This is a genomic window from Corynebacterium sp. S5S1 (assembly GCF_001913985.1).
GTDB classification, from domain to species: Bacteria; Actinomycetota; Actinomycetes; order Mycobacteriales; family Mycobacteriaceae; genus Corynebacterium; species Corynebacterium marquesiae.
The window spans coordinates 1-14,666 of sequence record NZ_MKXT01000040.1 but is presented as its reverse complement, the minus strand read 5'-3'; the positions used below and the strand labels follow the sequence as shown (position 1 = coordinate 14,666).

Annotated in this window: 15 protein-coding genes; 1 reads left to right on the top strand and 14 read right to left on the bottom strand. The window is 58.7% G+C overall.

What is annotated here, in order from left to right:
* Positions 1 to 124 precede the first annotated feature (124 nt).
* The 5 genes from ruvB to BKN05_RS10850 all read right to left on the bottom strand — a co-directional run bounded on the left by ruvB (position 125) and on the right by BKN05_RS10850 (position 4,347).
* Positions 125 to 1,204 (bottom strand): Holliday junction branch migration DNA helicase RuvB, encoded by a 1,080-nt coding sequence (ruvB, locus tag BKN05_RS10870; protein WP_269953028.1) that lies wholly within the window; start codon positions 1,202 to 1,204, stop codon positions 125 to 127.
* Positions 1,205 to 1,226: 22 nt separating this feature from the next.
* Complete coding sequence (gene ruvA, locus BKN05_RS10865; RefSeq protein ID WP_269953029.1) at positions 1,227 to 1,844, bottom strand: Holliday junction branch migration protein RuvA; 618 nt, start codon at positions 1,842 to 1,844, stop codon at positions 1,227 to 1,229.
* 34 nt (positions 1,845 to 1,878) lie between these two features.
* The gene (gene ruvC / locus BKN05_RS10860) at positions 1,879 to 2,445 is read right to left on the bottom strand and encodes a crossover junction endodeoxyribonuclease RuvC (RefSeq protein WP_040425252.1); all 567 of its coding nucleotides are present in this window, start codon (positions 2,443 to 2,445) and stop codon (positions 1,879 to 1,881) included.
* A 180-nt stretch (positions 2,446 to 2,625) separates the two neighbouring features.
* The gene (locus BKN05_RS10855; RefSeq protein WP_005324988.1) at positions 2,626 to 3,381 is read right to left on the bottom strand and encodes a YebC/PmpR family DNA-binding transcriptional regulator; all 756 of its coding nucleotides are present in this window, start codon (positions 3,379 to 3,381) and stop codon (positions 2,626 to 2,628) included.
* Between the two features lie 93 nt (positions 3,382 to 3,474).
* Positions 3,475 to 4,347 carry an acyl-CoA thioesterase gene (locus BKN05_RS10850; RefSeq protein WP_286688643.1) on the bottom strand — a complete coding sequence of 291 codons (873 nt, stop codon included), beginning with the start codon at positions 4,345 to 4,347 and terminating at the stop codon, positions 3,475 to 3,477.
* Positions 4,348 to 4,528: 181 nt separating this feature from the next.
* Between BKN05_RS10850 and BKN05_RS10845 the strand changes: the two genes are divergently transcribed.
* Positions 4,529 to 5,869, top strand: coding sequence for a glycosyltransferase family protein (locus BKN05_RS10845; protein ID WP_286688642.1), 1,341 nt, complete (start codon positions 4,529 to 4,531; stop codon positions 5,867 to 5,869).
* A 21-nt stretch (positions 5,870 to 5,890) separates the two neighbouring features.
* On the opposite strand, the gene BKN05_RS10840 is transcribed toward BKN05_RS10845, so the two are convergent.
* The 9 genes from BKN05_RS10840 to BKN05_RS10800 all read right to left on the bottom strand — a co-directional run bounded on the left by BKN05_RS10840 (position 5,891) and on the right by BKN05_RS10800 (position 14,125).
* Positions 5,891 to 6,352 (bottom strand): hypothetical protein, encoded by a 462-nt coding sequence (locus BKN05_RS10840; RefSeq protein ID WP_284810781.1) that lies wholly within the window; start codon positions 6,350 to 6,352, stop codon positions 5,891 to 5,893.
* A complete protein-coding gene (locus BKN05_RS10835; protein WP_049378267.1) occupies positions 6,352 to 7,455 on the bottom strand; it encodes a glycosyltransferase family 4 protein in 1,104 nt (367 codons plus the stop codon). Before BKN05_RS10835 ends, BKN05_RS10840 begins: the two co-directional genes overlap by 1 nt.
* On the bottom strand, positions 7,455 to 8,399 hold the full coding sequence (locus BKN05_RS10830; RefSeq protein WP_286688641.1) for a phosphatidylinositol mannoside acyltransferase: 945 nt from the start codon (positions 8,397 to 8,399) through the stop codon (positions 7,455 to 7,457). The genes BKN05_RS10835 and BKN05_RS10830 overlap by 1 nt, the downstream gene beginning before the upstream one ends.
* A 39-nt stretch (positions 8,400 to 8,438) precedes the next feature.
* Positions 8,439 to 9,044 (bottom strand): phosphatidylinositol phosphate synthase, encoded by a 606-nt coding sequence (gene pgsA / locus BKN05_RS10825; RefSeq protein WP_049378269.1) that lies wholly within the window; start codon positions 9,042 to 9,044, stop codon positions 8,439 to 8,441.
* Positions 9,037 to 9,636 carry an HIT family protein gene (locus tag BKN05_RS10820; RefSeq protein WP_286688640.1) on the bottom strand — a complete coding sequence of 200 codons (600 nt, stop codon included), beginning with the start codon at positions 9,634 to 9,636 and terminating at the stop codon, positions 9,037 to 9,039. Before BKN05_RS10820 ends, pgsA begins: the two co-directional genes overlap by 8 nt.
* Positions 9,623 to 11,686 carry a threonine--tRNA ligase gene (gene thrS / locus BKN05_RS10815; RefSeq protein WP_286688639.1) on the bottom strand — a complete coding sequence of 688 codons (2,064 nt, stop codon included), beginning with the start codon at positions 11,684 to 11,686 and terminating at the stop codon, positions 9,623 to 9,625. Before thrS ends, BKN05_RS10820 begins: the two co-directional genes overlap by 14 nt.
* 77 nt (positions 11,687 to 11,763) lie before the next feature.
* On the bottom strand, positions 11,764 to 12,990 hold the full coding sequence (locus tag BKN05_RS10810) for a Dyp-type peroxidase (protein ID WP_286688638.1): 1,227 nt from the start codon (positions 12,988 to 12,990) through the stop codon (positions 11,764 to 11,766).
* Positions 12,991 to 12,992: 2 nt separating this feature from the next.
* Positions 12,993 to 13,559 (bottom strand): copper chaperone PCu(A)C, encoded by a 567-nt coding sequence (locus tag BKN05_RS10805; protein ID WP_286688637.1) that lies wholly within the window; start codon positions 13,557 to 13,559, stop codon positions 12,993 to 12,995.
* Complete coding sequence (locus BKN05_RS10800) at positions 13,559 to 14,125, bottom strand: copper resistance CopC family protein (RefSeq protein ID WP_286688636.1); 567 nt, start codon at positions 14,123 to 14,125, stop codon at positions 13,559 to 13,561. The genes BKN05_RS10805 and BKN05_RS10800 overlap by 1 nt, the downstream gene beginning before the upstream one ends.
* Positions 14,126 to 14,666 lie beyond the last annotated feature (541 nt).

Here is a 14,666-nt window from a genome sequence, read left to right as displayed (position 1 = left end):
CAGACGGAGGGAACGGAAATAAACATAACCCGCCCAATCGGGTGGACAGACCATGAATCTTCGGCGCCCTGAGGTGGAACTGCTAACAACGTAATGGGCATCGCCAAGCAGGCTAGCCCTTAAATTAAAACAGCCCGGCCGCGCCCTCCGGCGGAGTAAGCCCTAGGTGTCGCCATGCTGCAGCGGTAGCTACACGGCCGCGTCCCGTGCGCGCAACCATCCCGGCACGCACCAAGTAAGGCTCACACACTTCCTCTACCGTCGAGGGCTCCTCGCCCACTGCGATGGCCAGTGTGCTCACGCCAACCGGTCCGCCGCCGTGCCCCTTAATCAAGGCATTGAGCACCGCTCGGTCGAGGCGGTCAAGTCCCATGTCATCTACGTCAAAGACTTCGAGCGCTCCCTGGGCCGCACTGAGATCAATCCGGCCGGTGCCATTGACCTCGGCATAGTCACGAACGCGGCGCAGCAAACGGTTAGCAATACGCGGGGTTCCGCGCGACCGAGAGCCAATTTCTACCGCCGCATCGTGGTCAATTTCCACGTCCAAGATGTGGGCGGCGCGCTTGATCACCTGGGTGAGATCAGCCGTGTCGTAGTACTCCATCTGCGCGGTGAAACCGAAGCGGTCGCGCAATGGGCCCGTGAGCATGCCGGCGCGCGTAGTCGCACCGACCAAGGTAAAAGGCGGGATCTCTAGCGGAATAGAAGTAGCACCGGGCCCCTTGCCCACGATGACGTCAATGCGGAAGTCCTCCATTGCCATGTACAGCATTTCTTCTGCTGGCCGGGCAATGCGGTGGATCTCATCGATGAACAGGACATCGCCTTCCATAAGGTTGGAAAGCATTGCGGCCAAATCACCGGCGCGCTCCAAAGCGGGTCCAGAAGTCATACGCAGCGAGGTGCCCAGCTCCTGGGAAATAATCATCGCCATTGTGGTCTTGCCTAAACCGGGCGGCCCTGAAAGCAAAACGTGGTCGGGCGTCACCCCACGGTTCTTTGCCCCCTTAAGCACAAGGGAGAGCTGCTCGCGTACCTTGGGTTGACCGATAAACTCCTCGAGCGACTTTGGACGCAAGGAGCGTTCAATATCATGCTCCTCGGAGTGCGCGGTGGCATCCACATCGCTATTGCGCTGGGTGGCGTGTGCCGCGTCGACGCCCTCAGGGAGATTGAACTCGGTGCGCTCAATATCGGACATGATTTTTCAGCCTTCCTGCCGGTTATTTCTTCTTGCCCAGCTGCGCCAGCGCCGCACGCAAGAGAGAGGACGTATCGGCATCGGGATTTTCCGCGTAGGCGGATTCCACAACGGGACGCGATGCCTTTTCGCTAAACCCAAGGCCAACAAGCGCCTCAGTCACGCTTTCAACCACGGCACCACCGGCCGGCGCGATGGCGGTATCAACGGAGCCTGCGGCGGCAGGCTCGCTTGGCGCAAAACCCGCTACCTTATCTTTCAGCTCCAGAGCCAAGCGTTGGGCCATACGCTTGCCGACGCCCGGGATAGACTGCAGCGCCTTCACATCTTCCGCGCCAATTGCCGCAGCAAGTTCCCCTGCCCCCATGACCGACAGCGCCGCCAGGGCCAGCTTAGGCCCTAGGCCAGACACGGATTGCAGCACTTGGAACATCTCGCGGTCCTCATCAGCGCTGAAGCCATAAAGAGTCAGAGAATCTTCCTTGACCACCAGGTTGGTAAGAACCGTAGCCTGTTCTCCGCGACGCAAGGTGCCCAGTGTTTTTGGGGTAGCCAGAAACTTGTACCCCACGCCTGCACAGTCGATAACCCCATGGTCGAGTCCAATATGGATTACCTCTCCACGCAGTGCAGCAATCATTGGCTTCTTATCCTTCCACTCTCAGTAAAAATCCCTAGCGCTTCTTGCCCTGGCCGCGCACGCCGCTGGTCTTAGCACCAAGCCCGAGCCCGGTATGGTCCATCCGCACAATGGCCGGGGCACGCCAGCAGTGGCACACTGCCAACGCAAGCGCGTCGGCGGCGTCGGCAGGCTTGGGCGGTTCAGTCAACCCCAGAATACGGGTAATCATGGTAGTCATCTGCTTCTTATCTGCGCGTCCGTTCCCTGAGATGGCCTTTTTCACCTCGGACGGGGTGTACATGTATACCGGAATATCGCGTTCAGCCGCAGCCAGCACCAGCACCCCTACGACGTGGGCCGTTTGCATGACTGTGGATACCTGGCCGCGTTCGAAGACGCGCTCGATCGCAACCACATCTGGCGAATAGTCATCCATCCACTCTTTCGCCGCCACCGAAAGGCGCAGGAGGCGCTCCGTCAAGTCCTTATCGCTCGGGGTGCGCACCACGCCGACAGAAACGGGAAGGATTGCTCGGCCACGACCAGCCTGAACCACCGAAAGCCCGCAGCGCGTCAAGCCTGGGTCAATTCCCATCACGCGCATTCCTTCTAGGTTCATCTCTCCCCCATTGTCATGTCGGCACCACCGTGCACTGCCTACCACCCCATTATGGACTACACACAAGTGTTCTACAAGCGTAGCATCCAGTCAACCCATGGAAAAGCGCCGGCAACGTCTCCTGCGGGCTATCCCCACGGAGCGCTACCGGCGCTAAGGTCCGTTCCTGCTACAAGAGGATTAGTCCTCGTTCAGCTCGGCTAGAACCTCATCGGAGAGATCCATATTGGTGTAGACGTTTTGCACATCGTCAGAGTCTTCCAAGGCATCAATGAGGCGGAAAATCTTCTTGGCGTCATTGGCCTCCAGCGGCACCTCGACAGACGCACGGAAGTCATTGTCGGAGTCATCGACCTCAATATCGGCGTCCTTGAGCGCGTCCTTGACTGCCTGCACATCTGTCGGTGCGCAAACAATCTCAAACTTCTCGCCCTGGTCCTTAACCTCTTCCGCGCCTGCTTCCAGCACGGCCATCAAGACGTCATCCTCCGTCAGCTCGCCTTTTTCTACCAAGACGTAGCCGGTACGGGTGAACATGTAGGCCACAGAGCCGGACTCACCCAGGTTGCCGCCGTTCTTGGACATCGCGGTACGCACGTCGGTCGCCGCACGGTTGCGGTTATCCGTCAGGCACTCGATAAGCATTGCTACGCCGTTCGGGCCATAGCCTTCGTACATGATGGTTTCCCAGTCGGCGCCGCCGGCTTCTTCACCGGAACCGCGCTTGCGAGCACGCTCAATATTGTCATTGGGGACGGAGGCCTTCTTGGCCTTCTTGATCATGTCATCAAGGGTTGGGTTAGCCGCTGGGTCACCACCGCCGGTACGAGCCGCCACTTCGATGTTCTTGATCAGCTTGGCAAATTCCTTGCCACGCTTGGCATCGTTGGCAGCCTTCTTATGCTTGGTAGTTGCCCATTTCGAGTGGCCTGACATGTAGTCCCTTTCTAATCGGGTGCTGAAACTGGTGGCAATTATACGTGTGCTGCACGAACGCGTGAAAGCGACCCCCTTATAAGCGGGACATTCTTATACATTGTGCCAATTGCCATGGGCAGAGCCGCTGCCCAAATTTTCATCTAAGTAACGTGTAAGGCCTTCTTGATTTACCAACGCCACCAATTCACCCTGCTCTGTAAAAATTTTGCCACGCGCAACCGCCGTTGCGTTCGACGCCGCGGGTGATACCTGCTCATACAACAACCACTCATCCACCCGGAATGGGCGCAGGAACCATATCGCATGGTCAAGGCTGGCCAATTGCACTTTTTCTCCCTGATGCGGAATAAGGGCCGAGCGAATCAGCGTCATATCTGACATATAAGTCAGCGCAGCGCAGTGAAAGGCAGAATCCGCTGGCAGATGACCTGTGTTGCGGAACCAGATATACCGATAGCCTGCACCGGTGCACTCTGCAGCCACCGGATCGCGGTCCTCCTCTGGCACGAGGCGAATATCCCATTCCTCCCACTCTTTGAGGATAATCCGGGTGGAGTACGGGGCCCCACCGCCCATCCGAGCTGCCTCCTCGGGCCCTAGTACCTTCGGCGCGGCGTCCTGATGCTGCGGACCGTAGTCGCCGTCGCGGTGGAAACTAGCCATGAGAGTAAAAAGGAGCACGTCACGTTGGTAGACACGCACCTGCCGATTAGCAAAGGATCTCCCCTCCCGAATTCGTTCGACCCGGATCTCAATTGGCTGGCTCGCATCGCCAGGGCCTACAAAGTAGCCATGCAGGGAGTGGATGTCTTTGCTGGACACAGTGCGCTGGGCTGCGGCCACTGCTTGAGCAGCAATCTGCCCGCCGAAGGTACGTTCAATCCGCGACTCCACAGCAGGGCCTTTAAAGACATCGGCCACTTTCGTTTCCTCGACGGCCAGAACCTCGCGAATAGATGCCATCTGCACACTCCCTATGTCCTACATCACTTTCTAGGCAATTACCGTCCACACTACTCACTGGACGAGCCGTCAGTTTGTTTTTCAATCCGTCCCCCCACTTCTGGGAGCAAAAGTGGAGGAATTTTCTAGAAGAAACTATGTCCGCTACCGAAGTAGGCGCGCATTGAATAAAGTCTTTCGAGTGAAACGCATCGCTTCTGTTCCAGCAGTATGGATTGGGTGGGTCATCGCCCGCCTCGTCCTTATTTACCTACTCAAGATTAACCACAATCCCAGGGGCGATGTCGCATATTATTTTGCCGGGCTCTTTGGCGATGACCCGACACAGATGACCGAATACCCCCACTCGGGCACGTGGCCCACGGTGCTTTTGGGATGGCTCACCGGCGAGAATATCACCGCTTTCTATATCGGCTTCACCATCATGACCCTGCTTGTTGACGCCGCCTTTTTAGCCCTCCTCCTGCGCCACCACCCGACTCAACCGCGCAGTTTCCAGGCCGCCTGGTTCTGGGTCCTCTTCGGCACCGCAGCTGGCCACACCTTTGTGTGGCGTCTCGATATATTCCCCGCCTTAGCCGTGGCCGGGGCAGCTGCACTTCTAGCTACCCGTCCGCTCATCGCCTCAGCGGTACTGGGATTTGCCACCACGATGAAGCTATGGCCAGGAGTCCTCGCTGCCGGCTTGGTGGGCCGCTTCAACAGCTCCGCAACCTGGCAGCGCCTACTCGCGTTTTTCTGCACCATCGTCGCGGTCTGCACCGTCACGATTACTGGCTCTGGCACCGAGCGCCTGCTTTCACCGCTGAATTATCAGGGCGTGCGCGGTCTCCAGTTGGAGTCCATCCCGGCGACGTTCCTGTTGCTGCAAGCACATCGCTCTCCGGGGCGGTGGCACCTGGGCTACGCGCCGTCCAAGAGTTTTGAAATTTCCGGGCCTGGCGTAGATACCGCAATGACGTGGAGCACTATTGCCACCATTGCCATGCTCGTCTTCGCAGTGGGCTGGGCGCTGTACCGCCTGTGCGCCGGCGGATGGACCACCCGCACGACCATGGCGTTTTTTACCGTTATGGTCCTGCTTCTTATCGCGACGAATAAGGTTTTCTCCCCGCAATACATCGTCTGGCTGGGCCCCTTGCTTGCCGTGGTGATCCGCCAGCGCCTGCCGCAAGGATTCGCCTCCCTGCGGAAATTCCAAGCCTTGTTAGCGTCCTGCACCATCATCGCCGCCGTGCTGGGCACCTTGGTCTACCCATTCAACTATGACTACATCTGGAACCACGTGGGCGAGAACATGTTCGCCGTCTACCTATTGGTGGCCCGCAATATCCTCATCGTTGTCATGGCCATCATCGGACTTGTCTGGTTTGCAGTTGAGGTGGCCCTGGCTTCGAAGGTCGAGCGGGCAGATGTGCAGCAGCGACAGTCTCCTTCCTCCCCGGCAGATGGCGCGGCTGCTAGCACCGAGGCACAGCCGGTATTCCGTCGCCGACGCGGCCGGCACGCGCTTGCCTCCTGAAACTTGAGGTAGATCTGCCGGCTACTCGGCCAGCATATAGTCAAAATATTCCGGCAGTTTTGCGGTGCCGCCCAGATGAAAGAGCCGTACCGCAGGGCGCAAGCGCAGCGCGCGGGTGTCGCTGACCGCCTCGTTGTAGAAGCGGTGGGCAAGTTGGATGCGGCCCTCGGCGTCGGCAAGCGCGGCAGGGCGACGGTCCGCGGGAAACTCCCTCACTATGGCGGCAGATAGTTCCCGCTCGGCCATAGTGCGCGGTTCGAAGTGTCCTTGATAGAGCTCGGTAGATTCCGCCCGCTGAGCTAGCGCCGCAAGCTTTGGTGCTACGGCCGCTGTCACCGCTGCCCTGCGGTCTAGAGCCGCCTGCAGCTGGGCCAGCGAGGCATCAGTGCGGATGTGCAGCGAGTTAAGCCGCTGGGCGGTAAAAAGCGCCCACAAACCGACGATGATAAGTAGGAAGAGGACTAGAGCAATTTCAATGGCCATCAACGCTTCACCCTCACCTTGGTACCGTCTTGGACAGTCTCATAGACCTGCATCACGGCCGCCGCTACATGGTCCCAGTCATAGGTACTGGCGCGTTGGACGCCATTGCGCACCAACTGGGCCCGATACTCGGCATCATCAAGCACCTCGTTGAGGACGCGAGCCAAATCCTCGCTGTCTTCATTGCGGAAGAGTGCGCCGGCAACCTCGTCGGAATCGGCATTGCACACCGCACGGAAGGCTTCCAAATCGGAAGCAACGACTGCCGCTCCGGCCGCCATGGCCTCTACGAGCACGATGCCGAAGCTTTCGCCACCGGTATTTGGGGCCACGTAGACATCGGCACGGCCCAGGATTTCTGCCTTTTCGGCGTCGCTGACCCGGCCTACAAAATCCACACTCTCGACCTCGCGGGCGCGGCCGCCGCCCATGATGGTCACGCGGATATCGTGGTGTACTTGGCGGAGCGCGCTCAGCAGGATATCGAGGCCCTTGCGCGGTTCATCCAAACGTCCCAAGAAGACAACTTCCAGGGGATCGCCGGAGGCTTTGGCCGGGCTGCGGCGCCGAGCCTGGGCGTAGACCGACGTATCCACGCCGTTGGGTATGAGGACCGGGTCTCCGCCCAATTGCTCCACCTGCCACCGCCGCGCCATGTCGGATACCGCGATGCCACCCCGGATCTTTTCCAAGAAGGGAACGAGGAAAGGTTTGGCCAGGGTCAGCACCAGGGAGCTAGACGCAGAAGCGTGATACGTCGCCACCAGTGGGCCTTGGGCCACAGCCAACGCGGTCATGGAAAAGCTCGGGGAGTTCGGCTCATGGATGTGCAAGACATCGAAGTCGCCCTCCTTGATGAATTGCTTTACCTTGCGTGTTACATGGGGCCCCACGGACAGGCGCGCCACCGACCCGTTGTACGCGATGGGGAAAGCCGGCCCTCCCTTGACTACGAAATCCGGGAGCTGGGTGGATTCCGCAGCGGGGCCAATGACCTGTACATGGTGCCCTTGTTCAATGAAGACAGTCGCTAGGTCAAGAATATGGGCTTGAACCCCGCCTGGTTCATCGAAAGAGTAGGGGCATACGATTCCTATGCGCACTAGCTCCCCCCTTCCTGCGATGGCCCAGTGTGGCGGGCATTGCGGGCATTTTCGGCCGCCCGCGCTTGCCGACGCCTCTCTATGTCCACATTCCACTGCGGCTGCAACATATGCCAATCCTCCGGGTGGCGGCGGATATTGGCGGCGAAGCCATCGGCCATGCGCTGCGTTGTCTCCTGCAAGTCCGTTACCTCGAGCTCAGGAGACACAGAGAGCCCCCAGCCCTCGCCTGCAAACCAGGAGTGCACCACGTGCAGGGCGGCGCCAGTCTCTAGGGCAAGCTGTGCGGGACCGGCGGCCATATTGGCCTTTTCCCCCATAAAATCCACGGTAACGCCGCTTCGGGTGAGGTCGCGCTCAGCCAGCAGGCAGACCACGCCACCGGCTTCCAGCACCTCTTTGAGGCGGGCGAAAGGCGAGGCTTCGCCGCCAGTGAGGGGGAGAACCTCAAAGCCAAGGGTTTCGCGGTAGTCCACAAAGGCGTCGAAAAGCACTGCGGGCTTAAGGCGCTCTGCAACGGTAGTGAACTGGCCATAATGACCGACGAGGAAGACGCCCGCCATATCCCAATTACCGGAATGCGGCAATGCCAAAATGGTGCCGCGGCCGGATTGAGCCGAAGCATCAAAATGCTCAAGGCCTTCCAAACCGCTGAGCAAGCGCTCATGCAGCCCGGCATCACCGTGGATAGCTGGCAGGCGGAACGCCTCCATCCAATAGCGCATATAGGAGCGCACCGAATCCCGCACCAACCCGCGGGTGACGTTTTCCGGGCCCACCACTCGCGCTAGGTTGCGGCGCAAGCCCTCCATTCCCCGACCGTTGCCGCTTGCGTAGTCCGCACCCCAGCGAAAAAGCGTGCGCGCAATGGGCTCGGGCAGACGGCGCACCACCTTCCACCCCGCGAGGTAACCCGCCGCGGAGAGGTCTTCTCTATCCCACATGGTGTCACAACCTCCTGATTGTAGGTGGTGCAGTACGAGCTACTGCTGCTCTTGGCGGGCAGCAATAACCAAACGCTGGCACACGGTGAAGACGGAGCCAACGGCCAAGATCCACAGCGCTACCTCAATGGCATGCGGTACTCCCAAGCCCTCGAGGCCGATGCCGCCCAAGCCCAAAATAAGCCGCTCGGGACGCTCGATCAGGCCGCCGACCATCTTGAATCCGGACGCTTCTCCCCTAGCCTTGATATAGGAAATGACCTGAGAACATACCAAGGTGACAAAGCACGCAATAACCGTGATGCGGGAAGAATCCGCAGAATAAATCAGCCACCATGCAATAGCACTGAACAAGGCACCGTCGGTGATGCGATCACAGGACGCATCCAAGGTCGCACCAAAGGCAGTAGCCTTGCCGGTCAAGCGCGCCATGGTGCCATCGAGCATGTCGAAAGCGGCGAAGAGGCCGGACAAAACGGCAGCGGAAAAAAGGTGGCCGGTAGGAATGAGGATCACCGAAATCGCAATGGTGACTATGGTACCCACAACCGTGACCACATTCGGGGTCAGGCCAAGCTTCAAAAAGGCCTTGGCTATAGGTTCCACCACCACGGCGGCGGGCTTTCGCCCATGCACGCTAAGCACGCGAATCCTCCTCTTCCATCTCGCGCCATCCTTCTGCCAACACGCGGCGCGTATCCTGCAGAAGCTGCGGTAATACCTTAGTCCCATCGAGGACAGTCATAAAGTTACTATCCCCGGGCCACCTTGGCACCACATGCAGGTGCAGGTGATCTCCCACCGAGCCGCCCGAAGCGCGACCCAGGTTCAGGCCCACATTGATGGCTTCTGGGTGTGAAACCCGCTTGAGCACCCGGACGGCCTTTTGCGCGAAAGCCATCAACTCCTGAGATTCCTCTTGCGTGAGGTTCTCCAGCTGCGATTCCTTGCGATACGGCACCACCATGAGGTGCCCGGCGTTGTACGGAAACAGGTTCAGCAATGCATAGACGGACTTGCCTCGCGCAATGATGAGCCCGTCTTCGTCGCTACCCTGTGGCGCTTCGACGAAGGGGTCCTTAGAACGCTTGGCAATATAGGCCATGCGATAAGGCGCCCATAACCGCTCGAGGCGGTCCGGCTCGCCAGCGCCTGAGTCAACGAAGGTCTCCTCCGCAGCGTGGTTTTCAGCGACGGCGGAGCTGTCGGTTTCTTGTGTCTCTTTAGCGTCGGGCACTGATGAGCTCTTCGGTCGGCTGCTCGTTGTTGCGCTCTGCTACCCATGCGGCGATGAGCTCCACAGCTTCCTTTACCGGCACACCATTGACCTGGGTGCCGTCGAGGAAGCGGAAGGACACGGCATCAGCTTCTACGTCGCGCGCGCCAGCCACCAACATGAACGGAACCTTACCGGTGGTGTGGTTGCGAATCTTCTTCTGCATGCGGTCATCAGAGGTATCCACATCGGCGCGGATACCCTTCTGACGCAGCTGGGCGGCAACCTCTTCGAGGTGCGGGGAGAATTCGTCAGCCACCGGAATGCCCACCACTTGGTGCGGTGCCAGCCATGCTGGGAAGGCGCCGGCGTAGTGCTCCAGCAGGACGCCAAAGAATCGCTCGATGGAGCCGAAGAGCGCACGGTGAATCATGATTGGGCGCTTCTTCGTGCCGTCCGACGCAGTGTATTCCAGCTCGAAGCGCTCCGGCAGGTTGAAGTCCAACTGCACGGTAGACATCTGCCAGGTACGGCCGATGGCGTCGCGAGCCTGCACAGAAATCTTCGGACCGTAGAAGGCTGCACCTGCGGGATCCGGAACCAGCTCCAAGCCGGACTTTTCTGCGACCGACTGCAGGATAGAAGTAGAGCGATCCCAGATCTCATCAGAACCGACGAACTTATTCGGGTCCTTGGTAGAAAGCTCCAGGTAGAAGTCAGACAGTCCGTAGTCCTTCAGCAAAGAAATGATGAAGTCGAGGACCTTGGTCAGCTCCTCTTCCAGCTGCTCTTCGGTGCAGTAGATGTGAGCATCGTCCTGGGTAAAGCCGCGGGCACGGGTCAGGCCGTGGACCACGCCAGACTTTTCGTAACGGTAGACGGTACCGAACTCAAACAGACGCAGCGGGAGCTCGCGGTAGGAACGGCCACGGGATGCAAAAATTAGGTTGTGCATCGGGCAGTTCATGGGCTTGGCGTAGTAGTCCTGCGGTTCCTTGACGGTATTGCCCTCTTCGTCATATTCGCCATCGAGCTGCATCGGCGGGAACATGCCGTCGGCGTAGAAGTCCAGGTGGCCAGACTTCTTGAATAGGTCACCCTTGGTGATATGCGGGGTATTAACAAAGGAGTACCCAGCCTGTACGTGGCGGTTGCGAGAGTGGTTTTCCATCTCCATGCGAACGGTCGCACCATTCGGGTGGAATACCGGGAAGCCGGAGCCAATCTCATCTGGGAAGGAGAAGAGATCTAGTTCCTGACCCAGGCGGCGGTGGTCGCGCTTTTCAGCCTCTTCCACCATGGTTTGGTAGGCCTCCAGCGCCTCCTTGGACTCAAAAGCGGTGCCGTAAATGCGCTGCAGGCCAGCCTTGGACTGGTCACCGCGCCAATAGGCAGCTGAAGAACGGGTCAGCGTGAAAGCCGGGATGTACTTGGTGGTCGGCACGTGCGGTCCGCGGCAGAGATCGAACCACTCTACTTCCCCGGTGCGCGGGTTGATGTTGTCATAGTGAGTGAGATCGCCGGAACCGACTTCTGCGGCCTCGTCGGAGTCAGGGTCAACGTTGCCCTTGTCTTGGACCAGCTCGAGCTTGAAAGGCTCCTCGGCGAGGGCCTTTTCCGCTTCCTCCGCGGATTCATAGACGTGGCGTTCGAAGCGCTGGCCGCCCTTGATGATCTTCTTCATACGCTTTTCAATCGCCTTGAGATCTTCCGGTGTGAAAGGCTCGGCGGTCTGGAAATCGAAGTAGAAGCCATTCTCAATGGCAGGGCCGATGCCCAGCTTGGTGCCGGGGAATTCGGCCTGCACGGCCTGGGCCATAACGTGGCCGCAGGAGTGGCGGATGACGGCACGGCCGTCTTCCTCGCTGGCGGCAACCGGGGTAAAGGTGGACTCCGTGTCTGGGGTGTGCGACAAATCAAAGAGAGTGCCGTCCTCACCGCGAACGACTACGACAGCCTCAGGACCCTTATTGGGAAGGTTGAGCTCTCGCATTGCTGCGCCCACGGCCTGGCCGGCGGGCACGGTGAAGGAATCGTATTTGACCGGTACTGCGGGGATGAGTTCCGCCATAATCGCGCTCCTTTATGCGCTCGTGCGTCGGCGGCATACCTGGCCGCGTCCGCTATTTAAATTTACGGATAGCTATTCTACAACCCTGCATGCTCGCAGAGCGATTTTGCCCACCATGATTCGCGCCCGTCGGCATCGCGGGTGCCCGGCGGGCAGAAATACATAGCCGAACCAATATGAGTCAACCACTCGTTCAGCAGGTCCGATTTATCCAAACGGGCCTGGATAGGCTCGAATTGCTTGGTGGGATCTTGCTGATAGCAGATGAAAACCTGGCCAATATTGGAAAGCTGCCCATCCTTGCCATCGGGAGCCAGCTCATAGTTATACGGCCGGCGCAGGATGCGCTGCTCTGGATGATCGGCCGGCGGGGCGGCGAGGGCCATGTGCGAGTTCTTATCAATCACCGGCAGGCCGTAATCATCTACCGCATCAAAATCTGCAGCATCAAATTCTTCTTCACCGGTAAGCGGGGCGCCGGTATCGAGCTTGCGGCCGATAGCATTCTCGCGGGACGATCGATCCAGCTTTTCCCAGGTATCCACGTTCATGCGGATGCGGCGTACCACCATCGCCGTTCCCCCATTGGCCCACTGCGGGCCCTTATCGATCCACACCTGGGCGGCGAAGTCCTCCTCGCTGCGCGGGTTAACAGTGCCGTCCTTTTGTCCGAACATATTGCGCGCGGTGGCGCCCTTTTCGTGGCTGCCATAGGCATTAATAAATCCTTGCTGCAGCCACTTCACACTGGCATAGTGTTCACCAGCTCGCACCATATGGCGCAGCGCATAAGTGTTCATCAGTGGGTCATCGCAGCAGATCTGCAAGACGATATCGCTTTGTCCCCACTTAGGCTCCAGCGCATCGCGTTTAAAGGAACGCACATCTCCCAACCAGCGTGGTTTCTCCACGCCGAGCAAGGAGAAAACCTTCTGACCTAGACCGCAGGTGATGGTCAAGTTGGCGGGCTGTTGCACCATTTCCGGTTCCAGGGTGCCCAGCGGCGCCTCCCCCGTACATAGCGCGCGGGCGTCCTCGGTCCACAGCTTCATTAGGCTGGCGAACCCCCGCTTGTCGACGCCCCTTTTAAGATCAAACCCCACCAAATTCAGGTGGGCCTGCGCTGCGGTAGCGATACCCGCTTGATGTTTACCGTCGAAGGCCACGAGGGCGTCGGCAAGCGCAGGCCTATCCTGCGCCTGAACATCCGGGGATGACCCCTGGTTATTGCAGCCTGCCAACGCGAAGGCGCTGGTCGATACCGCAGCGCCAGTGAGAAATCCCCTTCTGCTGAATCCAGACATAGCTAGTGATCCTGGCCTTCCATACCGTGGCCTGCCATATCACCGTAGTCCTCATCGCCGGCAGGCATGCTGCGCGTTTGAATCTCGCCCAAATCGAGCTCTTCGCCGCCCTCTAGTTCCACTTTGAGATTGAGGGACTCGCCGGGGGCGATCTGGTTATCCATCTTCATGAGCATGAAGTGGTCACCACCAGGTGCCAGCTCGTGGGACTCGCCGGCTTTGACCACCAATGGGCTCGACATTTCCTGCATCTTGCCATCGACAGTCTCATGCATCTGGTTCACCTTGGCATTGAGGCTGGTGGAAAATCCAGTGATGGTGACGTCCGCATTGGAATGGTTGACCAGGGTGCCAAAGATGGCGGTCATGTCCTTGTCCTCATTGGCGCGTACGACGGCATCTTCGAAGGTCAGGTCCTCGGCTGCGGCGGAGGAAGACTTTTCTGCAGCGCTGGTGGTGGCATCCGCCTTCGACTCGGTGGAGTCATTTTGGTTCTGTGGGGAGCAACCTGCCAGGGCGAGGCCGGCCACGGTCAAGCCCACAAGGGCGATGCTAGAAAACTTGGACATTATTTTTCACCTTCCGAATCAATGCGACGAGACTTGGCAATAAATAGGGCAACTACTGCGGCAATTGCCAAAACGCCGCCCACCCCCAGAATGATTTTCAGCGGCATTGACAGGCCCTCGGTTCCTTCCTGGCCTGCCGTGCCAGACTCTGGGGCCTCGGTATTTTCGGACCCGTCACCTTTGACAGAAAATTCCACACCGCCTCGGGTAGCGTGCCCATCCGAAGACGTGATCTGAAAGCCCACCTGGTAGTTACCCGGCCCAGGATGGACATCCGCAGGGGTCTCAATGGTGAGATCCCGCTCATGGAGCTTTGGTTCCTGACTAAAGAGTTTTTCACCAGTATCCGAGTTGGTCACGGCAAAGGTATTGAAGTCTTCTTTGGGGATGCCAGAAAACTCGAGGGTGATTTCCTTAGGGAACTCATCGAGTTGGTCGCCGTCTTTGACCGAACCGCCAATAACGGAGTCGTGCGCGAATGCGGCAGGCATTGACCCTCCCACAACCAGTGCGGCCGTGCCCACTGCTGCAGCTGTGCGGCGCAGCCAAGGTACGCGGTAGCCCATAGATAGCTCCTTTTGTGTTGAAAATGCACAAGTCGAATTGTCAGACATACTAGCCCCGTGACTTGCCGGAACGGCAATCACAAAAAGCAGCGCGTCGAGACATATGTCGGCTTGAACTGGGATCGAGTTCCGCCTTCGAAATAAAAAGAGGTATTTATCACTATTTAAGCCAAGTTGACTCAATTCGAACGGGCCCTACCTTAGGACCTCTCCATTTGTCGGGCATTAAAAAACGGACCAGAAGCCATCAGGGCAAAAATAACCAAGGCGGCGCCTACGCCGATAAGCGCCAAAGGCCACGCCGCGTTGCCGCTGCCGTCACCCGCATCTGCCACAGTAAGGCCCGCAAAGAAAAGTACAGTCCCCGAAACAAAAGACGCGAAGCCGCAAGCTCCAACCAATAGCGGTACCACTAAGGCGCGTAACATCTTTCCTCCTCCGCGGCCTAAACGACAGGATGTGTTGGTGAAGTTATATGTTTAGCCCGTCTGGCCTGCTGATATTAGGATTATTTCACTTATCCGGAGGGAAAACGCAGCCT